General features: G+C 69.4%; 17 protein-coding genes and 3 pseudogenes. 16 read left to right on the top strand and 4 right to left on the bottom strand.

Features of this window, described 5'->3' with window-relative positions; all coding sequences use genetic code 11:
* Positions 1 to 43 precede the first annotated feature (43 nt).
* The 15 genes and pseudogenes from B5557_RS34315 (at position 44) to B5557_RS34385 (ending at position 16,191) form a co-directional block, all read left to right on the top strand.
* Complete coding sequence (locus B5557_RS34315; RefSeq protein WP_079663114.1) at positions 44 to 979, top strand: carbohydrate ABC transporter permease; 936 nt, start codon at positions 44 to 46, stop codon at positions 977 to 979.
* Positions 976 to 1,875 carry a carbohydrate ABC transporter permease gene (locus tag B5557_RS34320; protein WP_079663115.1) on the top strand — a complete coding sequence of 300 codons (900 nt, stop codon included), beginning with the start codon at positions 976 to 978 and terminating at the stop codon, positions 1,873 to 1,875. The genes B5557_RS34315 and B5557_RS34320 overlap by 4 nt, the downstream gene beginning before the upstream one ends.
* Positions 1,876 to 1,886: 11 nt before the next feature.
* Positions 1,887 to 2,486, top strand: a complete 600-nt coding sequence (locus B5557_RS34325; RefSeq protein ID WP_173877765.1) for a hypothetical protein — start codon at positions 1,887 to 1,889, stop codon at positions 2,484 to 2,486.
* Positions 2,483 to 3,724, top strand: coding sequence for a Gfo/Idh/MocA family protein (locus B5557_RS34330; protein WP_231976121.1), 1,242 nt, complete (start codon positions 2,483 to 2,485; stop codon positions 3,722 to 3,724). The genes B5557_RS34325 and B5557_RS34330 overlap by 4 nt, the downstream gene beginning before the upstream one ends.
* The gene (locus tag B5557_RS34335; protein ID WP_079663117.1) at positions 3,724 to 4,578 is read left to right on the top strand and encodes a PmoA family protein; all 855 of its coding nucleotides are present in this window, start codon (positions 3,724 to 3,726) and stop codon (positions 4,576 to 4,578) included. Before B5557_RS34330 ends, B5557_RS34335 begins: the two co-directional genes overlap by 1 nt.
* On the top strand, positions 4,575 to 6,092 hold the full coding sequence (locus B5557_RS34340; RefSeq protein WP_079663118.1) for a glycoside hydrolase family 43 protein: 1,518 nt from the start codon (positions 4,575 to 4,577) through the stop codon (positions 6,090 to 6,092). The genes B5557_RS34335 and B5557_RS34340 overlap by 4 nt, the downstream gene beginning before the upstream one ends.
* A gap of 33 nt (positions 6,093 to 6,125) precedes the next feature.
* Positions 6,126 to 7,250, top strand: a pseudogene (locus B5557_RS34345) (pectate lyase family protein); the annotation flags it as partial.
* A 91-nt stretch (positions 7,251 to 7,341) separates the two neighbouring features.
* Positions 7,342 to 8,682, top strand: a complete 1,341-nt coding sequence (locus tag B5557_RS34350) for an ABC transporter substrate-binding protein (RefSeq protein ID WP_079663119.1) — start codon at positions 7,342 to 7,344, stop codon at positions 8,680 to 8,682.
* 103 nt (positions 8,683 to 8,785) lie between these two features.
* A complete protein-coding gene (locus B5557_RS34355) occupies positions 8,786 to 9,583 on the top strand; it encodes a rhamnogalacturonan acetylesterase (protein WP_079663120.1) in 798 nt (265 codons plus the stop codon).
* 81 nt (positions 9,584 to 9,664) lie between these two features.
* Positions 9,665 to 11,011: a pectate lyase family protein gene (locus B5557_RS34360; RefSeq protein ID WP_443031301.1), complete on the top strand. Its 1,347-nt coding sequence runs from the start codon at positions 9,665 to 9,667 to the stop codon at positions 11,009 to 11,011.
* Between the two features lie 92 nt (positions 11,012 to 11,103).
* Positions 11,104 to 12,237 (top strand): pectinesterase family protein, encoded by a 1,134-nt coding sequence (locus B5557_RS34365; protein WP_079663121.1) that lies wholly within the window; start codon positions 11,104 to 11,106, stop codon positions 12,235 to 12,237.
* A gap of 4 nt (positions 12,238 to 12,241) precedes the next feature.
* Positions 12,242 to 13,273: a pectinesterase family protein gene (locus tag B5557_RS34370; RefSeq protein ID WP_079665160.1), complete on the top strand. Its 1,032-nt coding sequence runs from the start codon at positions 12,242 to 12,244 to the stop codon at positions 13,271 to 13,273.
* Positions 13,257 to 14,118 (top strand): annotated as a pseudogene (locus tag B5557_RS34375) (dienelactone hydrolase family protein). Before B5557_RS34370 ends, B5557_RS34375 begins: the two are co-directional and overlap by 17 nt.
* A 37-nt stretch (positions 14,119 to 14,155) precedes the next feature.
* Positions 14,156 to 15,271 carry a right-handed parallel beta-helix repeat-containing protein gene (locus B5557_RS34380; RefSeq protein ID WP_079663122.1) on the top strand — a complete coding sequence of 372 codons (1,116 nt, stop codon included), beginning with the start codon at positions 14,156 to 14,158 and terminating at the stop codon, positions 15,269 to 15,271.
* Between the two features lie 122 nt (positions 15,272 to 15,393).
* Positions 15,394 to 16,191, top strand: a complete 798-nt coding sequence (locus B5557_RS34385) for an HAD family acid phosphatase (protein ID WP_079663123.1) — start codon at positions 15,394 to 15,396, stop codon at positions 16,189 to 16,191.
* Between the two features lie 19 nt (positions 16,192 to 16,210).
* Here B5557_RS34385 and B5557_RS34390 read toward each other — a convergent pair.
* Positions 16,211 to 17,527 (bottom strand): annotated as a pseudogene (locus tag B5557_RS34390) (glycoside hydrolase family 43 protein); the annotation flags it as partial.
* 249 nt (positions 17,528 to 17,776) lie between these two features.
* On the opposite strand from B5557_RS34390, the gene B5557_RS34395 reads away from it, so the two are divergent.
* The gene (locus tag B5557_RS34395; protein ID WP_079663124.1) at positions 17,777 to 18,931 is read left to right on the top strand and encodes a right-handed parallel beta-helix repeat-containing protein; all 1,155 of its coding nucleotides are present in this window, start codon (positions 17,777 to 17,779) and stop codon (positions 18,929 to 18,931) included.
* Positions 18,932 to 19,037: 106 nt separating this feature from the next.
* Here B5557_RS34395 and B5557_RS34400 read toward each other — a convergent pair whose 3' ends face one another.
* From B5557_RS34400 to B5557_RS34410, 3 genes are all read right to left on the bottom strand, one after another.
* Entirely contained in the window at positions 19,038 to 20,723 is a 1,686-nt protein-coding gene (locus tag B5557_RS34400; RefSeq protein ID WP_079663125.1) for a rhamnogalacturonan lyase B N-terminal domain-containing protein, read from the bottom strand.
* A 109-nt stretch (positions 20,724 to 20,832) separates the two neighbouring features.
* A complete protein-coding gene (locus tag B5557_RS34405; RefSeq protein WP_079663126.1) occupies positions 20,833 to 21,702 on the bottom strand; it encodes a hypothetical protein in 870 nt (289 codons plus the stop codon).
* Positions 21,699 to 22,268, bottom strand: coding sequence for a SigE family RNA polymerase sigma factor (locus tag B5557_RS34410; RefSeq protein ID WP_079663127.1), 570 nt, complete (start codon positions 22,266 to 22,268; stop codon positions 21,699 to 21,701). Before B5557_RS34410 ends, B5557_RS34405 begins: the two co-directional genes overlap by 4 nt.
* Positions 22,269 to 22,496: the final 228 nt, after the last annotated feature.

Genomic DNA, 22,496 nt, shown 5'->3' on the forward strand with positions numbered 1-22,496 from the left:
CTGTACGACCTCCGCACGACGTACCGAGAACGGAGACCCTGTCATGGCCCAAGCCGCAGCCGTGGCGAAACCGCCCGCGCCACCCCGGCGGCGCCGTGCCTCCGCCACGCCGCGCAGACTGCCGTATCTGCTGATCGCGCCGGCGGTCCTGCTGATGCTGGGCTTCATCGCCTACCCGGTCATCAGCGTCTTCTACTACAGCCTGCAGAACTACAACCCCACCAAACCGTGGCGGAACGGCTACGCGGGCTTCGACAACTTCGTCCACGCCTTCACCGACGACCCGCAGTTCTGGGACACACTGACCTTCAGCGCGAAATGGGTCGTCGTCGAGGTCGGACTGCAGCTGCTGTTCGGTCTGGCCCTGGCGCTGATCGTCAACCAGACCTTCGTGGGGCGCTCGCTCGGCCGCGCCCTGGTCTTCTCGCCGTGGGCCGTCTCCGGCGTGCTGACCTCCGCGATCTGGGTGCTGCTCTACAACTCCCAGACCGGCATCACCCGTTACCTCGCGGACATGGGCATCGGCGAGTACGGCACGAGCTGGCTGTCGGACACCTCCACCGTCTTCCCGGCGGCGATCGTCGCCGACCTGTGGCGCGGTGTCCCCTTCTTCGCGATCCTCATCCTCGCCGACCTCCAGTCCGTCTCCAAGGACCTGTACGAGGCCGCCGAGGTCGACGGGGCCAGCAGGATCAAGCAGTTCTGGCACATCACCCTGCCCCATCTGAAGGACGCCATCGTCCTGTCCACGCTGCTGCGCGCGGTGTGGGAGTTCAACAACGTCGACCTGCTGTACACGCTCACCGGCGGCGGCCCCGCGGGGGAGACCACCACCCTCCCGCTCTACATCGCCAACACCAGCGTCGACGCCCACAACTTCGGCTACGCGTCCGCCCTCACCACGGTCGCGTTCGTGATCCTGCTCTTCTGCTCGATGGTCTATCTGCGGCTGAGCAAGTTCGGAGGAGGCGACAAGTGATCACCAAGGAGGCAACCGAGGTCGCACCCGCCCCCGTGCGCGTGCCCGCCGCCGCCGACCGACGGCCGCCTGGGAAGAAGCGCGCCTGGGACGAGGCGCCCCGCTGGCAGATCTACGTCCCGCTGGGGATCTACCTGGTCTTCACCCTCGTCCCCTTCTACTGGATCCTGCTCTTCGCGCTCCGCCCGGCGGGCTCGACCTCGCTCGTGCCCTGGCCGATGACCTTCGACCATTTCGAGAAGGTGTGGAACGAGCGGGACTTCGGGATCTACTTCCAGAACAGCCTGATCACCGGCGTGGCGACCCTGCTGCTGACCACCGGCGTCGCCCTGGCCGGCGGCTATGCCCTCGCCCGCTTCGACTTCAAGATCAAGCGCGGCTTCATGCTCGCCCTGCTGTGCACCCAGTTCGTGCCGGGCGCGCTGCTCCTGGTCCCGCTCTTCCAGATCTTCGCCGAGCTGAAGATGATCAACTCGCTGTCGAGCGTGATCATCGCCGAGACCGTTTTCCAGCTGCCTCTGTCGATGATCCTGATCAGCGGCTTCATCCGGAACGTGCCCTACTCCCTGGAGGAGGCCGCCTGGGTCGACGGCTGCAACCGGTTCACCGCCTTCCGCATCGTCGTCCTCCCCCTGCTGCGCCCAGGACTGATCGCCGTCGGCTCCTTCGCCTTCGTGCACGCCTGGAACCACTTCCTGTTCGCCCTGATGTTCCTCTCCGACCAGACCAAGCAGACGATCCCGGTCGGCCTGAACACCCTGATGAGCGCGGACAGCGTCGACCTGGGCGCGCTGGCTGCGGGCGGCATCATCGCCGCCGTGCCCGTGGTGGTCGTCTTCGCCTTCATCCAGAAGTGGCTGATCACCGGGTTCAGCGCGGGGGCGGTGAAGGGATGAGGACACGCCAGATGAGGCTTCGTCAGATCGTGGTGACGGGGGTCGCGTTGGGCACCCTCTGTGTTCCCGCCCACGCCGAGGCCCGCGACCTCAGCCGCGACACCCTCGCCGCCGACGACGGCTGGGCCGCGTACGGCACCGGCACCACCGGCGGATCGGCGGCGGACGACGCCCACGTTCCCACCGTCACCGACCGCGCCGGACTCCTCCGCGCCCTCGACGGCGGCAGCGACACCCCGAAGATCATCAAGATCGCCGGGACGATTGACGCCGACACCGATGCCGACGGCCATCACCTGGACTGCGCCGACTACGCCACGTTCACCGAGTCCGCGATCTACGCAGAGAACAACGCCTTCCACACCCCCGGCCATGTGGAGGCCGCCGACCTGGTGAAGAGCTGGAACGGCACCGCCCTGCACCAGACCGGCACCCTCTTCAACGGCTGGCCCGTCGACCTCCTGGCGATCCACAACGCCTACAACAGCGGCAGTGAGCGTGATCGCACGGCGGACGTCGGCTGGACGCCTACCCTGCACCAAAAGATCGACAGCGCCGCGGCGGCCGACCGCGAGGTGGCACGCGGCGCGGGCGCAGGGAGGACCCCATGAGCACTTCAGGCACTTCACGCACCACAGGCATCACAGGCATCACAGGCACCACAGGCACCACAGGCACTTCAGGCACCACAGGCACCGCCGTCCCCATCGTCCTCGCGGGTGCGCGCGGCCACGGCCGCTGGCACCTGGACAACATCCGCCGACTCCAGGACAAGGGGATCGTCCGGCTGGCGGGCATCTGCGAGCTGACCCCGCTGGCCCCGGACGAGATCCCCGAGGGCCTCGGCACGCCCGAGCAGTCCGCCGACTTCGGCGCCCTGCTGGACACCACCGGCGCCCGGATCGCCGTCGTCTGCACCCCCATCCCCACCCACACCGACCTGGCGCTGACCGCGGCCCGCAAGGGCGTGCACCTGCTCCTGGAGAAGCCGCCCGCGCCGTCCTACGCCGAGTTCCGCCGGATGGCCGACGGGGTCGCCGAGGCCGGCGTGGTCTGCCAGATCGGCTTCCAGTCGCTGGGCTCGCACGCCGTGCCCGCGATCCGCACCCTGATCGCCGACGGCGCGATCGGCGAGGTGAACGGCGTCGGCGGAGCCGGGGCCTGGGCGCGCGCCGAGTCCTACTACCGGCGGGCGCCCTGGGCGGGCAAGCGGCGGCTGAACGGCGTCGACGTGATCGACGGGGCGCTCACCAACCCCCTCGCGCACGCCGTCGCCACCGCCCTCGCGCTGGCCGGAGCGACCCGCGCCGAGGATGTCACCGGCATCGAGACCGAGCTGGCGCACGCCAACGCCATCGAGTCCGACGACACCTCGTGCGTCCGCGTCACCACCGCCGACGGCCGTCACATCGTCGTCGCGGCCACCCTGTGCGCCGAGGAACCCGACGAGCCGTACGTCGTCGTCCACGGCAGCCGCGGCCGGATCACGTACTGGTACAAGCAGGACCGCGTCCTGCTCCAGCGAGCCGACCACGGCCCCGAGGAGTACGAGTACGGCCGCACCGACCTGCTGGAGAACCTCGTCGACCACCTCACCGACGGGGCCGAACTGCTCGTCCCGCCCGCCGCGACCGAGTCGTTCATGCGGGTCGTCGAGGCGATCCGGACCGCCCCCGACCCGGTCCAGCTGCCCGACGACGCCTGGCGCCTGCTGCCCGACGAGGACCGGCGGGTCGTCCCCGGCATCGACGGCCTCGTCGCGGCCGCCGCCGACACCCTCGCCCTCTACTCCGAACTGGGCGCCCCCTGGGCGTTCACGACCGCGCATCCGAAAGAGGTGAGCCCCTGATGACCGCACCGGCACCCGACGCACCGGTCGTCCTGCGCGTCGCAGGCCGCCCGGTCGGCCGCTACGTCACCCGCCCCGAACTGCCCGCCCGGCTCTCCCCGCGCCCCTACCTGCACCCCGTCACCACCCTGGCCGGCACGACGGTCACCGAACTGAGCCCGGCCGACCACCCACACCACCTCGGCGTCGGTGTAGCCGTACCCGACGTCGAGGGGCACAACTTCTGGGGCGGCCGGACCTACGTCCGGGATCAGGGCCCGACCGAGCTCGACAACCACGGCGCCCAGCGCCACGGCTCCTTCCAGCTGCGCGACCCCGACGGCTTCGTCGAGGAGCTGCGCTGGGTCGCCGCCGGGGCCGAGCTGCTGCGCGAGCGCCGCACGGTCGCCGCCACCGAACTCACCGACACCGCCTGGGCGTTGGACTTCACCTTCTCCCTCACCAACGTCACCTCCGGCCCGCTGTCGATCGGCAGTCCGGCGACGAACGGCCGCCCCGGCGCGGCCTACGGCGGCTTCTTCTGGCGCGCCCGCAAGGAGGCCGGGGCTCCGCAGGTCTTCACCGCCGACACCGAGGGCGAGGCCTCGGTCCACGGCGAGCGCGCCCACTGGCTCGCCCTGGCCGGCGCCGGCTGGACCCTCGTCTTCGCGGGCGCCACCGACACCACCCGCCGCGACCCCTGGTTCGTGCGCACCGGCGAGTATCCGGGCGTCGGATCCTCGCTGGCCTCTGCCGAGCGGCTGCCGATCCCGCCGGGCGAGACGGCCGTACGGCGCGTCGTCACCGTCGTCGCCGACGGCCGCCCGGACCGGGACGAGGCGGCGGCACTGGTCCGGAAGGCGGTCAGCCAGTGACCCACGAGCCGCACGGCACCTACACGAACCCGATCCTGAACGCCGACTGGTCCGACCCCGACGTCGTGCGCGTCGGCGACGACTTCTACCTCACCGCCTCCAGCTTCGGCCGCGCCCCCGGCCTGCCGCTGCTGCACTCGCGCGACCTGGTCAACTGGACCCTGGTCGGACACGCCCTCGAACGCCTCGAACCCGCAGGGGAGTTCAAAGCCCCGCGCCACGACTGCGGTGTCTGGGCACCGGCGTTGAGATGGCACGACGACCGTTTCTGGATTTTCTGGGGCGACCCCGACCAGGGCATCTTCCAGGTCAACGCCCCTGAGATCAGAGGCCCTTGGACCCGTCCGCACCTGGTGAAGGAGGGCAGGGGACTCATCGACCCCTGCCCCCTGTGGGACGACGACAGCGGCGAGGCGTATCTCGTCCACGCCTGGGCGAAGTCCCGCGCGGGCGTCAAGAACCGGTTCACCGGCCACCGTATGCACCCCGAGGGGACGGCCGTCCTCGACGAGGGCAAGCTGATCGTCGACGGGGACCGCATCCCCGGCTGGTTCACCCTCGAAGGCCCGAAGCTGTACCGGCACGACGGCTGGTTCTGGATACTCGCCCCTGCCGGGGGAGTGGAGACCGGCTGGCAGGGCGCCTTCCGCGCCCGGGACTTCTTCGGACCGTACGAGGAGCGGGTCGTCCTGGAACAGCGGGACACCCAGGTCAACGGCCCCCACCAGGGCGGCTGGGTGCGCACCCCGTCCGGCGAGGACTGGTTCCTGCACTTCCAGCAGCGCGGCGCGTACGGCCGCGTGGTCCACCTCCAGCCCATGAGCTGGGGTCCGGAGGGCTGGCCGGTCATCGGCGACGAGGGCGCTCCCGTCCTCCGGCACCGGCGGCCCGGCCTGCCCGTGCAGCCCGCCGCCGCGCCCGCCACCGACGACGACTTCCCCGGCGGACGCTTCGGCCGCCAGTGGTCGTGGACGGCCAACCCCCATGACGGCCTCGCCACCCAGCACTCCGCCGACGGACTGCGCCTGACCTGCGTACGGACGGCCGACGCGTACGACCTGCGCACCCTGCCGAACATCCTCACCCAACGACTGCCCGGCGTCCCGTCCACCGTGGAGGTGGAGCTGCGGCTGCACAGCGAGGAGCCGGACGCCCGCGCCGGGCTGGCGGTCCTCGGCGACGCCTTCGGCTGGATCGGCCTCCAGCGCGGCGCCGACGGCGCCGTCCACCTCGTGCACCGGTTCGCCGAACAGGTCGCCGAGCGGGAACGTGACGCCGCTCACCCGCGGCTCGCCCCCGACGGGCGGGCCCGACTGCGGATCGAGATCGGCGCGGGCGCCCGCTGCCGTTTCGCCTACGACGTCGGCGACGGGCTGCGCTGGTCCGGCCCCGTCTTCGCCGCCACTCCCTGGCGCTGGGTCGGCGCCCTGCTCGGCCTCTTTGCCGTCGCGCCGGTCGGAACCGGGCACGCGGGGGCCGCCACGTTCAACGAGTTCCGGATCAGACCTCTTTAACTCACCTGCTCTGTACGCCTGTTGGGAGCCGCAATGACGCACTTCCCTAGCAAGCGCTTGCCGAGACCCTGGTTGGTCATGGCGGCCGTGGCCGGCCTGGTGGCGGCGCTCGGCCTCGGCGCGGTCGGCGAGGCGAGGGCCGCCGCCCGGCCGACGACCACCGTCGCCGCCACGTCCTCGACGTCCTCCGCCCCGACGTCCTCGGCGGCTCGCTGGAGCGACCGGGCGCACGGTTTCGCCTCCCTCGCCGGGGGCACCACCGGAGGCGCCGGCGGCACGGTCGTCACCGTCACCGACCAGGCCCGGCTCGCGAAGTACGCGGCCGCCGAGGAGCCCTACGTCATCCGGGTCAAGGGCGCGGTGGCCGTCGAGCCCTTCGGCTCCGACATCGTCGTGACCTCGAACAAGACGATCATCGGCGTCGGCGACACCGGCGAGATCGTCCACGGCGAACTGCACCTGAACCCCGGCACGCACAACGTGATCATCCGCAACCTGACGATCCGGGACTCCTACGTCGAGGGCGACTGGGACGGCAAGACGACCGACTTCGACGCGATCCAGATGGACACCGTCGACCACGTCTGGATCGACCACAACACGTTGACGCACATGGGCGACGGACTGCTCGACATCCGCAAGGACAGCCAGTACATCACCGTTTCCTACAACCGATTCAGCAACCACAACAAGGCGTTCGGCATCGGCTGGACGACCAACGTCCGCACCCAGATCACCATCGACCACAACTGGTTCACGGGCACGAAACAGCGCAACCCCTCGGCCGACAACTGCGCCTACGCCCACCTCTACAACAACTACGTGTCGGCGCAGGTGGCCGACGGGGACCCGGTGTGGACGTACGGGAACTGGTCGCGAGGCCACACGAAGATGGTCATCGAGAACGGTTACTACGACGGCGTCCAGCATCCCTACCAGGCCGACGCGACGGCCGAGCTGGTCGAGCGCGGGTCGATCCTGCGCAACACGAGCGGGCGCACCGACGAGTGGGGCGCCGCCTTCGACCCGCGCGGGTTCTACGCCTACCGGCTTGACCCGGCGGCGGCCGTTCCCGCGCTGGTCACCCGGTTCTCCGGGCCGCAGGCACGGATCGGCGCCGCGCTCCCGCCGACCGTCCCGGGCGACCACCCGACCGTCCCGGGCGACCACCCGACCGTCCGGTGACCCCCCCCATGACCCCCCACAACTTCATATCTCCGTTGGGATCCAGAAGAAGAGAGCCGACCATATGAAGAGCAGCATCCGCAGAAGCAGGCGCGCCGCCCTGGCCGTCGCCCTGGGCTCCGTGCTCGCGCTGACCGCCACCGCCTGTGGTGACGACGGCAGCGGCGCCGCGGGGGACAAGGGAGGCGAGGGCTCCGGCAAGGGTGAGATCACCTTCTGGGACAACAACGGCGGTGTCCGCACCGACATCTGGAAGGAGATCATCGCCGACTTCGAGAAGGCCAACCCGGACATCAAGGTCAAGTACGTCGGGATCCCGGCCGCGAGTGCGCAGTCCAAGTACGACACCGCCATCCAGGGCGGCGGTCTGCCCGACGTCGGCGGGGTGGGCACCGCGATGCTCGCCGAGGTCGCGGTGCAGGGCGCGCTGGAGCCGCTGGACAGCCGGCTGGAGAAGAGCGGCCTGAAGGGAAAGCTGAGCCAGAACCTGCTGGACAGCAGCCGGTCGGCCGGCGGCGGCAAGGAGCTGTACCAGATCCCGACCTCGTCCAACAACGGCACCCTGTGGTACCGCACCGACCTGTTCCAGAAGGCCGGTCTGGACGCGCCGACCACCTGGACGAAGTTCTACGAGGCCGCCGACAAGCTCACGAACCAGAGCAAGAACGAGTTCGGCTTCACCATCCGCGGCGGCGAGGGATCCATCGCGCCGGCCCTGGACGCGGCGTACAGCCAGTCCGGCATCGACACCTTCTGGAACGGCGACAAGACCACCGTCAACGACCCGAAGCTCGCCGCCGCGCTGGAGAAGTACGTCGCCCTGTACAAGAAGGACACTCCGTCCGCCGACGTCAACAACGACTTCACCAAGATGGTCGCCCAGTGGGACAGCGGCACCATCGGCATGCTCAGCCATAACCTCGGCTCCTACCAGGACCACCTGAAGGCACTGGGCGCGGACAAGTTCCGGGGCATCCCCAGCCCGACCCAGGACAGTGGCGCCCGGGTGCAGGTCTCCAACCCCGTCGACGGGCTGAGCGTCTTCAAGACCAGCAAGAACAAGACGGCCGCCTGGAAATTCGTGGAGTTCGCCGTCTCGCACGAGGAGAACTCCAAGTACAACAAGGCCGCGGGGCAGATCCCGGCGAACACCGAGGCCGCGAAGGACGCGTGGATCCAGCAGGCCGAGCCGACGAAGCTGGCCGCCGAGGCGCTCAACGGAGCCAACACCAAGATCGTGCAGTTCCCGTACTACCTGCCCGACTGGAACACGATCTCGAAGGCGGACAACGAGCCGAACTACCAGAAGGTGCTGCTCGGAAAGATGAGCGCAAAGGAATTCCTGGACACGTTGGCCGAGCAGCTGAACGCCGCGCAGGCCGACTGGAAGAAGAACCACGGATAGTTCGTGCGGTTTCGGTTCGTGGGGGACTGCCGGCCGGTTGGGGCTGGTCGCGCAGTTCCCCGCGCCCCTTCATTGCCTACCCTCTGTTGAAAGGTGCACGTTGGTGTCCCTTACCCGCAGACAGGTCACTTCCGCGGCCCTTGCCGCCCTTCCTCTCGGTGCCGCGGCAGCCGTTCCTGCCCACGCCGGTGGATCCCGGCCCCGCACGCTTTTCATCGCCGGTGACTCCACCGCCGCCCAGAAGTATTCCGACGCCGCTCCCGAGACCGGGTGGGGCATGGCGTTTCCGTTCTTTCTGCACAAGGACCGGCCGGTCGCCAACCACGCCGTGAACGGACGCAGTTCCAAGAGCTTCGTCGACGAAGGCCGGCTCGACGCCGTCCTCGCCGCGATCCGCCCGGGGGACTTCCTGCTGATCCAGTTCGCGCACAACGACGAGAAGACCACCGACCCGACGCGGTACACCGAGCCCTGGACGACGTACCAGGACTACCTGCGGATGTACATCGACGGCGCCCGTGCGAAGGGCGCGCGGCCCGTGCTCGCCACACCGGTCGAGCGCCGCAGGTTCGACGCCGAAGGCAACGCCCTGCCCACGCACGGCGAGTACCCCGCCGCCATGCGCGCGCTCGCCGAGTCGGAGCGGGTGGCGCTGCTCGACGTCCAGGCCCTCTCGCTCGCGCTGTGGCAGCAGCTCGGGGTCGAGGCGACGAAGACGTACTTCAACTGGACCGCGACCGAGCAGGACAACACGCACTTCAATCCACCGGGCGCGATCGCCGTGGCGCGACTCGTCGCCCGGGAGCTGCTGCGGACGCGGGTGCTCGCGCCGCGGGACGTCGTCCGGCTGCACGACGAGATCCCCACGTCCTGGATCACCTGGCCCGCGCCCCTTTCGTAACCCGCGCCGCCTTCGTAACCGCTCTCGCACCACGCACCGCTCTTTCACTCAGAGGAGACCCGCACAGTGCGTACACAGGTATTGCGTACACAGGTATCGCGTACACAGCTATGTCATGCTCGCGTCATAGCCGCTCTGGTGGGTTGCACCGCCCTGGTGCTGTCCGTCACCGGCACGGCGTCCGCCCAGTCCCAGGCCCACTCCCACTCCGCCTCCCCTGACCTCGGTCGGCAGGCTCTGGGCGTCAACGACGGCTGGGGGTCCTACGGGACCGGGACGACGGGCGGGTCGGCCGCCGACGCCGCCCACGTCCACACCGTCACCGACTGGGCCGGCTTCAAGGCCGCCCTCGCCGCCGGCGGCAGCGCGCCGAAGATCATCAAGGTGAAGGGCACCATCGACGCCGACGGGCCGAGCTGCGCCTCGTTCGCGGCGCCGGAGTACGACTTCGACACCTACCTGAAGACCTACGACCCCGCTGTCTGGGGCCACGACAAGAACCTGGACGCCGAGCCCGACGGCAGCCCCGAGGGTCTGCGCCGCGCCTCCGCCGCCAACCAGGATGCCTACATCAAGGCCACCGTGCCCGCCAACACCACCATCGTCGGCATAGGCCGGGGCGCCGGTTTCAAGGGCGCCAGCCTGCAGATCAAGGGCGTCGACAACGTCATCGTCCGCAACCTGTCCTTCGAGAGCCCCCTCGACTGCTTCCCGCAGTGGGACCCGACCGACACCGCCGACGGAAACTGGAACTCCGAGTACGACAGCGCGGTGGTCTACGGGTCGACGCACGTCTGGATGGACCACAACACCTTCACCGACGGCGACCACCCGGACAGCACGCTGCCCTCGTACTACGGGCGGATCTTCGAGCAGCACGACGGCGAGCTCGACATCGTCAAGGGCGCCGACTACGTCACCGCCTCCTGGAACGTCTTCACCGACCACGACAAGACGATCCTGATCGGCAACAGCGACAGCGCCTCGACGGCCGCGGTGGACCGGGGCCATCTGAAGGTCACCTTCCATCACAACCTTTTCTCGAACCTCGTGGAGCGGGCTCCCAGGGTCCGCTTCGGGCAGGTCGACTCCTACAACAACCACTTCGTCGCGGGTGACGGCTACTCCTACAGCTACGGCATCGGCATGGAGTCCCAGCTCGTCGCCGAGCACAACGCCTTCACGCTGCCGGCCGGGACCGGCGCCGGGAAGATCCTCAAGAAGTGGAAGGACGCGCCGCTCACCGCCGCCGACAACTACGTCAACGGTGAGCCGACCGACCTGATCGCCGTCCACAACGCCGAGGTGCCGACCGAGATCCTGCGGTCCGGCGCGGGCTGGACGCCCACCCTGCGCACCAAGGTCGACCCCACCCGGTCCGTTCCGCGGATCGTCGACTGCGGCGCGGGCGCGGGACGCCTCGGCTGAGCCGTCCGTACGACGACCGGGGCGGCGCCCACTCGTCGCCCCGGCCCTTCTCCCCGCACCGCCGCACCGCCGCACCGCGAAGGAGCACCCGCATGCCCTCGCCCCACCTCGGTCAACTCCCCCTGTCCAGAAGGGGATTCCTCGCCGCGAGCGCCGGCACGGTCGCCGCCCTCGGCCTCGCCGCCCCGCCCGTGCGGGCAGCCACCGGACAGCGCCGCCCCTTCGGCCGCTACGGCAGCCCCGCCGCCCGTCGCCCCCAGACCCTGTACGTCGCCCCGGACGGTCAGGGCGACTTCACCTCCGTCCGTGCCGCCGTCGCCGCCACCACCGGCAGCGGCTGGACCCTCGTCCTCGCACCGGGCGTGTACCGGGAAACGGTCGCCGTCGACGTCACCCGCACCGAGGCCACCTGGATCGGCGCCTCCGAGAACCCCCGTGACGTCGTCATCGTCTACGACAACGCGGCCGGCACCCCCAAGCCAGGCGGCGGCACCTACGGCACCACCGGATCGGCCACCACCACCGTGCAGGCCGACGGCTTCACCGCCCGCTGGATCACCTTCGCCAACGACTGGCTGCGCGCCGACCACCCCGACATCACCGGCACCCAGGCTGTCGCCATCAAGGTCCAGGGCGACCGTTCCGCCTTCCACCACTGCCGCTTCCTCGGCCACCAGGACACCCTGTACGCCGACTCCATCGCCCTCGGCGTCTTCGCCCGCCAGTACTACGCGCACTGCTACGCCGAGGGAGACGTCGACTTCGTCTTCGGCCGGGCGACGGCCGTCTACGAGCAGTGCCACTTCCGCACCCTGAACCGCACCGACCTGGCCGCCGCGCCCTACGGCTTCGTCTTCGCGCCCTCCACGGCCGGCGCCAACCCGCTCGGATACCTGGTCAGCCGGAGCCGGGTCAGCAGCGCGGCCCCGGACGCCTTCTACGAACTGGCCCGCCCCTGGGTCCCCAGCTCCGACACCACCGCCCGCCCGAGCCTCACCGTCCGCGACACCCGCCTCGACGCCGGCCTCGACGCGGTAGCGCCCTACACCAACATGTCGAACTCCTTCCCCTGGCAGAACCAGCGGTTCGCCGAATACCGCAACAGCGGCCCCGGAGCCGTGGTCTCCGTGCCGGAGAACCGCCCCCAACTCACCGCCGAACAGGCCGAGTCGGCGACCCGCGAGGCCTACCTCGGCGACTGGGAGCCCTGGAAGGGGGAGTGCTGACATGCTGCGCAGACGCACCCTTCTCGCGGGCCTCACCGGCGCCGCCCTCATGGCCACGACTCCTGCCTTCGCCCACACCCGCCGTGTCCTGCAGGTCCGCCCAGGCGACTCGCTGCAGGCGGCCGTGGACGCGGTCGACGGACCCGGCTGGACGATCGTCGTGCAGCCGGGCACTTACCGTCAGGTCGTCAACATCCCAGCCGAAAAGGGGGAGCTGACCCTACGAGGTGCGAGCCGGGATCCACGCGCCGTCGTGATCGTCTACAACAACGCCAACGGCACACCGAAGCCCGACGGCTCGGGCACCTACGGCACCGCGGGCTCCGCCACCTTCACCTCCGCCGCCCCCGGCCTCACCGTCCGCGACCTCACCCTCGCCAACGACTGGCTGCGCGCCGACCACCCGGAGATCACCGGAACCCAGGCGGTGGCCGCCTACGTCGCCGGCGACCGCACGCACTTCGAGAACGTCCGGCTCCTCGCCCACCAGGACACCCTGTTCGCGGACACCACCGCGCTGGACGCCTTCGACCTGCAGTACTTCCACCGCTGCTACATCGAGGGCGACGTCGACTTCGTCTTCGGGCGGGGCCGGGCCGTCTTCGACGCCTGCCACTTCCACACCCTCCAACGGGACGTGAGCTTCACCCCCAAGGGCATGGTCTTCGCCCCCGCCACCGCCCGCGCCAACCCCTACGGCTTCCTCGCCCTCCGGGGCCGGATCACCTCAGACGCCGAGGACGCGGCGTACAAGATCGCGCGGCCCTGGGTGCCGTCGTACGAGACGACCGCCTGGCCCTCGCTGGTCGTGCGGGACACGTGGATCGGCCCCGGGATCGACGCCGTCACCCCCTACACCAACATGCGGGACGCCTACCCCTGGCAGACCATGCGCTTCCGCGAGTACGCCAACTCAGGCCCCGGTGCCGCGATCTCCGTACCGGAGAACCGTCCGCAACTGACCGCCGAGGAGGCGGCGACGCACACCCGGCGGACCTATCTCGGGGACTGGAGGCCGTATGAGCGGCGTCCATGACCCGGTGGGTCGGCGGGCGTTCGTGGTCGGGACAGGGGCCGCGCTGCTGACCGGGGGAGTGGCCACCGGCGCGGCCGAGGCGGCCGTCGTGCACGGACCGCTCCCCGACTTCCACCCCGCCCTCAAGGCCGCGCTGACCTTCCCGCTCGCCTGGGGACGGTCCCCGGTCCGGGACTTTTGGGAGTTGGTCACCCTCTCCCTCACCCGGTACGAACACGTCCGCGCGGCCCTGCTCACCCCGCACGGCAAGGGCCCCTTCCCGGCCGTGCTGCTGCTGCACGACCACGGGGCGAAGTTCGACATCGGCAAGGAGAAGCTGGTCCGGCCCTGGTACGACGACGTCCGGCTGGCCTCCGCGCAGGGCTGGGCCCAGAAGTACTTCAGCGGGCGGTTCGTCGGCGACGAACTGGCCCGCCGCGGGTATGTGGTCCTCGCCGTGGACGTCCTGGGCTGGGGCGACCGGGGGCCGCTCGGCTACGACCAACAGCAGGCCCTGGCCGGTAACTTCTTCAACCTCGGGTCCTCCCTGGATGATGGTGCCCGGCAACAACACCCTGCGCGGGCAGTCCTCCTACTACATGCTCCACCCGGGCCTTCCCCGGTTCCTCGACTTCCCCGACGTGGCGAGCATCGCCGCACCCAGGCCGATGCTGTTCCTCGGCGGCGAGCAGGATCCGCTGTTCCCCGTCGACGGCGTCCGGGTGGCCTACGCCAGGATGCGCGCCGTCTGGCGCTCCCGCCACGCCGAGGAGCGGCTCCGTACCGAGATCTGGCCGGGGCTCGGCCATGTCTTCACGGACCGTATGCAGGACGAGGTCTTCGCCTGGCTCGACGCCGTCCTGTGATCCGTTCCCACCCGAATGACGAGAGGATCCCCACCTCATGAGCCGCATCAGGAGTTCCCTCACCGCTCTCGCCGTCGTCACCGCCGGCGCGGGTCTCGCCGTCCTCCCCACCCACGCACAGGCCGCGACCGTGGTCGTCAGCAACTCCACGGACCTGTCCAACGCCATCAAGACCGCCACGGCCGGCACGGTCATCCAGGTGCGCGGTGGCACTTATCACCCGACGGCCACCCTCCAGTCCACGGCCAACGGCACCTCCTCCTCACCGGTCACCCTCACGGCGTACGGCTCGGAGACCGTGAAGATCGACGGCTCCTCGCTCCCCGACGGCGACTGGATCTTCAAACTGACCGCCGACTACTGGAACGTCTCCAACATCACCTTCCAGAACTCCCCGGACAGTGCCGTCGTCTGCCAGTCCTGCACCGGCACCAACTGGAACAACATCAAGACCATCAACGGCGGCGACTCCGGCTTCACCCTCACCGGAGACGGGACGGTCAACAACACGGTCAAGAACATCGACTCCTACGGCAACTACGACGCCGCGAACCACGGGGAGAACGCCGACGGGATCGCCGTGAAGTTCGGCTCCGGCACCGGGAACCTCATCACCGGCGCCCGCCTCTACAACAACTCGGACGACGGGATCGACTTCTGGTCCTTCTCCTCGCCCGTCACCGTCGAGCACACCTGGTCCATGGGCAACGGCGTCAACCGCTGGTCCGACTCGGCCTTCGCGGGCGACGGCAACGGCTACAAGCTGGGCGGCGACGACGAGGTCGTCGCGCATGTCATCAACAACTCGGCCGCCTGGGGAAACGCCGGAAACGGTTTCACCGAGAACTCCAACACCGGGGCGATCGTCATCAACCGCACCACGGCCTACGCCAACAGCAAGTGGGGCTACTACTTCGCCACCAGCTCCGCCAAGCTCGGCAAGAACCTCGCGGTCGGCAACGGCGGCGGCGCGGTCAACAAGGGCTCGAAGGTCACCTCGGCGGGCAACAACTGGGACTCCGGCGTCTCCACCCCCGCCTTCAGGTCGACGGACGCGAGCAGCACGTACAACGCACGCAGCTCCAGCGGCACCCTGCCCGCCACCACGTTCCTGACGACCGGCTCGACGACCATCGGAGCGACGATGAACTGACCGGCCCTTGGGCCGGCTGGGCGCCGGACCCGACCGCTTGACCCGTTTTTTGCCCGGCGAACGGGTATCGATCGGGCAACGGCTCTCGCGCCCAGCCGCGTGACGCGCGTAGAAAACGTGTCATGCATAAGTCACTACGTATCGCGGCCCTCGCCGCGGCCTGCGCCGTCGCCGGCGCCGCCCTGTACGGCGCCGGCGCGGCGACGGCCGGCCAGTCCACGGCCAACTCCACCCACGAGCCCTACAACATCGGGCTCCTGGTGAAGGACATCGACACCTACTACGGCACCGCGCCGGACGCGAACGGCGTGTACCAGGCGTCGCCGGCCAGTCCCTACGCCAAGGACCTCGCGAGCATCGACAAGGCCGCCAGGAAGTACATCGACAAGGCCGCCCGCAAGGCGCTCAAGAAGGGCGAGAAGCCCGCGGTCGTCTTCGACATCGACGACACGCTGCTGCTCAGCCTCGACTACGAGAAGAAGACCAACTACACGTACAACTCGACCACTTGGGCCGAGTACGTGGCGCAGGCCAACCGTCCGGCCGTCTTCGGCAGCCCCGAGCTGGTGCGGTACGCCAAGGCCAAGGGCGTCGAGGTCTTCTACAACTCGGGCCTGAAGGAGTCGCAGCGCGCCTCGGCCGTCGAGAACCTGAAGAAGGTCGGCGCCGACGTGAACCTCGACGCCGCCCACATCTTCCTCAAGGACGCGGCCAACCCGCCGTCCTACCTCAGTGCCTGCGCGACGCCGGGCACCTGGAACTGCACGACCGTGCAGTACAAATCCGGCACGCGCAAGCACATCGAGGACGACCTCGGGTACGAGATCATCGCCAACTTCGGCGACCAGTACTCGGACCTCGACGGCGGCTACGCCGACAGGAAGTACAAGCTCCCGAACCCGACGTACTTCGTCGGCTGACGCACCGTCACCGGCGGTCGGCCTCCACGGTCCAGATGCGGCGCGTTCCGTCGGGGGCCGTGACGGTGTACGTCTGCGGCGTGCGGAAGTCGCGACGCGTGCCGGAGCGCGGGGTGACCGAGGCGCCCTCGGTCACCCACAGCTTCGGGGCGAGGCCGCGCAGATCAGCCCCCGCCTCCATCGGCAGGACGACCTTCGAGGCCGACTCGGTGACGACGGCGTACCCCTTCTGGTGCTTCGCCGTCGCGTCCACGATCGAGGTGGGGGTGCTCGGGTACGCGGTCAGCAGCCGGTCGTACTCCTGCTGCGTCACCGGCAGGACCGTGCCGTGCCGGGGGCTCGCCGGGAGCTGGTAGTCCTTCGACATGGTCCAGCGGCCCGAGTCGAGGTCGGTCGTCTCGAAGGGGACATAGCCGCGGGCGCCGTACTCGTCGATGAACAGGTACCACTTGTTCTCGGTGTTGGACTTGAAGACCGTCGGCCCCTCGCCCCGGCTGATCGAGCCGCTGCCGATGCAGTCGGCGACGAAGTCGTACCTGGTCGAGGTGAGACTCGTCGACTTCTCGCCGGTGATGAACTTCGAGCAGGGCGAGCTGGAGGACGGGTCGCGCTCATCCTTCGTGTAGCGGTAGTAGGTGTCCTTGTGCTTCACGACCGTGGAGTCGATGACCGAGTAACCCGGGTCGTCCCACACCTTCGGCGCGCTGAAGGCACGGAAGTCCTTCGTCGTCGCGTACAGCATCTTGTTGTACGTCGATCCGGTGTGCTGGGGGTCGTCGTCGGCGTACAGCTTGGACGCCCAGAAGACGACGTACTCGCCGAGGCTGTCGTCCCAGTAGGCCTCCGGTGCCCAGGTGTTGCCCGCGTTGTCGGGGGCCACCTTCACCAGCCGCTGGTCGGTCCAGTGAACCAGGTCGGTCGAGTCCCAGATCATGATCGACTTGCTGCCGTGGCGCTGGACGTCGTCCCAACTGCCGCTGCTGTTCTGGTACATGCGCAGGTCGGTGGCGATGAGGAAGAACCTGTCACCCTTGGGGGAGCGGATCACGAACGGGTCGCGCAGGCCCTTCTCCCCGATGGTCGAGGTGAGGACCGGGCTTGCGCCGTTCAACTCCCGCCAGTGCAACGGGTCGTTGCCCCGGCTGAGGGCGTAGCGGATCTGTTCGCCGTCGGCCGTTCCCTCGCCGGTGAAGTAGGCGAAGAGGTAGCCGGCGTACTTCGGGTGGTGCACGGGTGGGGCTCCGGGAGTGGTGGCCGCCGCCGTGCCGGGCGGGGCGGTCAGCAAGGTGAGGAAGAGGGCCAGCAGCAGTGTGCGGACGATACCCAGGCGGCGCATGACACTTCCTGTGTGAGTGTGGGGGTTTCCTTTGGGCGTTTCTGTGGGGTGCGGTGCCTTCGGAGTGTCACCAGCGGGGATCGGGCCGTCAATCGGTGAGGCCGGGGTGGGAGCGAGCGAAAGTTTCGATCCTTTTCGCGGGCGAGTGGCAACCCTTTCCGGCCGTGGCGGCGACTGGTGGGCAGAAACGGGCCGGGGCGGCCCCTCCGGCCCCTTTCGTCCCATCGGCCTCAGCGAAAGGAACGCCCCGTGCGTTTGAGCACCGGACGTCACCGCAGGACGCGCACCCTCTCGATCGCCGCCGCGGTGGCCGTTTCCGCCGGGGCGGGCGGCGTGTACCTCGGTCTGTCGAAAGGCGGCGCCGAGGCCGCCTCGTCGACGGTCACCGTGTCCACCACCGCACAGCTCGAGTCGGCGGTGAGGAACGCGGTCGCCGGCGCCGTCATCCAGGTCCGGGCCGGTGCGTACTATCCGACGGCCACGCTCAAGTCGACGGCCAACGGCACGAGTTCGGCCCGCATCACGTTGCGCGCGTACGGCAGCGAGAAGGTGAGGATCGACGGCTCGAAGCTGCCCGCGGGGTCCTGGCTCGCCGGGATCTACGGCAGCTACTGGACCGTGCAGGACCTCACCTTCCAGTCCTCGCCCGCCCAGGGCTTCGTCGTCACCTCGTCGACCGGCGGCATCTTCAAGAACCTGGTCACCGCGAACAACGGCGACTCCGGATTCACCCTGCGCGGCGACGGCACGGTGAACAACCTCGTGCAGAACCTGGACAGTTACGGCAACTACGATGCCGCGGGGCACGGGCAGAACGCGGACGGCATCGCCATCAAGTTCGGCTCGGGAACGGGCAACAGGATCACCGGGGCGCGGTTGTACAACAACTCGGACGACGGCGTCGACCTGTGGCAGTTCTCCACCCCGGTCACCATCGAGCACTCGTGGGCCTTCGGCAACGGCAGGAACCGCTGGGGCGACTCCGCCTTCGAGGGCAACGGAAACGGTTTCAAGCTGGGTGGCGGGGGCGTCGCGGTGGCGCACCTCGTCGACAACAACGCCGCCTGGGACAACACGCTGAACGGTTTCACCGAGAACTCCAACACCGGCGCGATCGTGCTGAACCGCAACACCGCCTACGCCAACGCGAAAACGGGTTTCTACTTCGCCACCGGCAAGGCCCGGCTCGCCCGCAACCTCGCAGTGAGCGACAGGGGCGGGCCGGACAAGCTGGGGTCTTCGGCCGTCTCCGCGGCCAACAACTGGGACGCCGGCGTTGCCACACCGGCCTTCGGGTCGACGGACGCGACGACGGCGTACGGCCCCCGAAGGCCGGACGGCGCCCTGCCGACGACGACGTTCCTGACCACGGGGTCGACGACCATCGGCACGACGATGAACTAGTGCCTGTCCCGTCCCGCGGGGACGGCGAGGAGACGCCCCCCACCGGGTTCCAGCGGTGGGGGGCGTCCCTGTTGCCGTCCCGAGAGGGGCTCGGGCCGGCAAGTTCTCAGGCGAGCAGGTCGATGCAGTCGAACGATGTGCCCGGGCTCAGGAACCTCGTGCCGCTCGAACCGCTCACGATGCCGAGCTTCAGCACGTTGTACTGCGTCACGTCCTTCTTCCAGGCGCTCGCCGGGACGTGGTACGTGAACGTGTGGTTGTTGCCCCGGTAGGACCCTGTCGTCAGGGAGCGGGTCGAGGGCTGGGCGACGGCCGCCGGAACGGGCGACTCCCAGTCGTTCACCGACACCCGCGGGCGGCCGTTCGCGAACGCGTCCGTGACGCCGATCCGGAGGGTGTGCGCGGCCGCCGCCTGCTCCCCGGTCAGCTTGAAGTAGACAAGGACGCCGTCGTTGACGTCCTTCCACACGTACGCAGGGAAGGACACGGCCGCGTCGGCGCCGCCGATCGTGACGTTCCCCGTCCACTTCGCGGCGCGGGCGTCGGACGGGTGGGCGTACGTCATGAGCTTGGCGTTCTTGAACTCGCCGGGGGTGCCGTCCCAGTCGCCGAGCCGCCAGAGCGTCTTCGCGGCGGACGGGTCGCCGGTGATCGAGAGAGTGTGCAAGGTCGTCGTCGCGCCCGCCGTCACCTTCACCGTCTCGGTGTGGACGGCCAGTTCGCCCTTGTGCACGGTCAGGGTGTAGGTGCCCGGGAGTATGCCCGTGCAGGAGAACGCGCCCGTTCCGGCGGTGGCCTTCGCCCAGTACTGCGCGGCCGGGTTGGCGAAGCCGACCGTGTAGGGGTGGCTCGCGTCCATGCCCTTCAGGCCCACGCCCGCGACCTTGCCACGGCCCGCCCTGCCGACCCAGCCGGTGATGCCGAGGCCGTCCACCCAGGAGGTGTCCAGCTTGTCCTGGAACAACGACGGGGACGGCGCGGCGCCGTCGGTGAAGGCCAGGACGTACGGACCCTGTAGGCCGAAACGTTCCGCCTCGGTCTGGGCCTCGTTGTAGTGCAGGATCTCGTAGAGGCCCGCGCCCTTGTCGTTGGAGTGGCGCAGCAGGGACCGGTAGAAGGGCCCGCCGGAGGCCTTCTCGTGGTTGGAGCGGACCAGGTACAGGCCGACCGAACCCGTCGTGAAGCCGACGTGGTCGTAGTCGATGGTGCGTCTGCCCGAGTAGTGCTTGGAGTGGGTGGTGCCGTCCGCGCGCCTCCACACGTCACCGGCCTCGATGATCGTGTCGGAGGCCTCGATCCAGGAGTCGGAGCCGGTGTTGGGGAACATTCCGGGCTTGAGCCGGACGATGTACCGGGTCGCGGTGAAGGAGGCGTCGGCCTTGTTCGTCCAGAGGTAGATGTTGTTCTGGCCGCTGCGGGCCGCGTACCACTGGGTGATCGGGCCGTGTACGACCTTGATCAGGATCGTCGGGCCGGAGTGCTCGACGGTGACGGCGGAGGCGCCGAGGCCGGACTCGACGTGGGAGTGCTTGCCGCCGTAGCCCTCGTACTCCTTGCCCTTGTAGAGAAGCGAGGTGAGGTCGCCGGTGGTCTTCGACACCTTGAAGACCAGCGAGGATCCCGTGTCGACGACGTAGTTCCTGCCGTCGTCCCGATAGCCGAAGGCGGCGGCGGACGCGGACGACAGGAGGCCGGCGCCGCCCGCGACGGCCGCGCCGGTGGCGGCGACACCGATCGCGGAGGCCCCGAGCACCCGTCGGCGCGTGAGGGGTCGTCTCTTGTGCGTGCTCATGGACCGAGTCCTCGAGTGTGTGGTGACTCTTGCGCCTGGTGGTCGTCACCGGTGAGGAAAGGGTTGCCGCTGTTTCAGAAGTTTTTTTACGAGTCCTGCTCGACCCGTCCTACGAGTCGCCCTCGCCGTCCACGTGGGAGGCGAAGTCGCCGCCCACGGAACCCTGCTGCTTGTCCGACTTGCCCTTGATCGCATAGGTGTCGCCCTTGGCGTCCCGGCCGCCGCGGTCGTGGTTGTACTGCCCGGCGAACACCCAGTTGCCCTTGGCGACCGTACGGCCCTCCTTGAGCACCCAGGTGTAGACCAGGAAGCCGTTCTGCTCGGCGACCGTGAAGGTGAAGTCGTCCTCGGGCAGGGAGCGCCAGGCGCCCGTCGAGGAGACCCCGCCGGTCTGCGCGACCTTCAGCTGCACGGTGAGCTCGGTGAGCACCTCGGACGTCTTCAGGGTGACGTCGCTCTGTGCCCAGAAGTCGTTGCTGTGCGGGTCGATCGAGCCGTCCGACCACAGCGGGCCGTCCTGCTCGTCGTTCTTCGCCGGCAGTTCGGCCGCGGGCGGGGTGGGCGTCGCCCGCGAGGTCTGTGTCGGGGAGGGGCTCGGCTTCGCCGGGCCCTTCGCGCCGCCGCCGGAACCCGGCGTGGCCTTCGGCGAGGCCGGCGGGCGGCTCGTCGCGTCCGGGGACTCGATCGGGGGCGGTGACACGGAGACCGTCTGCTGGGGCGGGGTGTCGTCCTTCACCGCGGACGCGACCGCGTAGCCGCCGACCGCGAGCATGCTCGCGACCGCGGCCGTGGCCCCCACGATCCGCACCCAGCCCCACAGGGGCGGGCGGGTCGCCCGATGGCCGGACCGGTCCGGCGACTGCCCCGCCATACCGCGCTCGACCCGGGCCAGGATGCGCGCCCGGTCGGGCTCATGTGCCTCGGCCGCCCCGTGCAGCCGGGCGCGCAGCTCGTCGTGCACGTCCCGCTGCATCGTCATCGGTCCCTTCCCGAGGCCGTGGCCTCACCGGTGCGCACCATCGCGGGCACCTTGAGCGGAGTTCCCCTGGCGCCGAGCAGCTTCTGCAGCTCGGCCATTCCCTTGGAGGTCTGGCTCTTCACCGTACCCACCGAGACCCCGAGGGCGAGCGCGGTGTCCTTCTCCGAGAGGTCGAAGGCGTGCCGCAGCACCACACAGGCCCGTTTGCGGAACGGCAGTCTACGCAACGCCGACTGGACGTCCACCACGCCCGCGATGTCGGGGTTCTCCGTCTTCTCCTCGCGCTGCGACCAGAACAGGGCGATCCGGCGGCGCTCACGGACGGCGCTGCGGATACGGGTGCGGGCCAGGTTGGCGACGACGCCACGGGCGTACGCCACCGGATGGTCGGCCGCGCGCACCCGGTCCCAGCGGTTCCACAGCGCGAGGAGCGCGTCCGCCGCCAGGTCGTCGGCGGCGTCCGCCTCACCGGTCAACAGATGGGCGAGGCGGGACAGTTCCGCGTAGTGACGGTCGAAGAAGGCATGGAATTCCACGGAGGCGGCGTCGTCGACGACTGTGCCCACGGGTGACCTCTTCTCGATGCGACTTCTGGCACCCGTCGGGGTGCGGCCTGTGCGTGTCAGGTGAATGACATGGGGATCCCGAGGAGGTTGTCGGGACGAGATCGGGAAGCGTAGCAGTGATCGACCACTTGGTTTGGTACGGGGGTTCGAACATCATGTGGCAGGCCGAACAAGAGCGGAACCCGATTCCGTAACACGGCGAAAACCTGAAGAGGGTTCAACGACGGA

Source organism: Streptomyces sp. 3214.6 (assembly GCF_900129855.1).
GTDB classification, from domain to species: Bacteria; Actinomycetota; Actinomycetes; order Streptomycetales; family Streptomycetaceae; genus Streptomyces; species Streptomyces soliscabiei.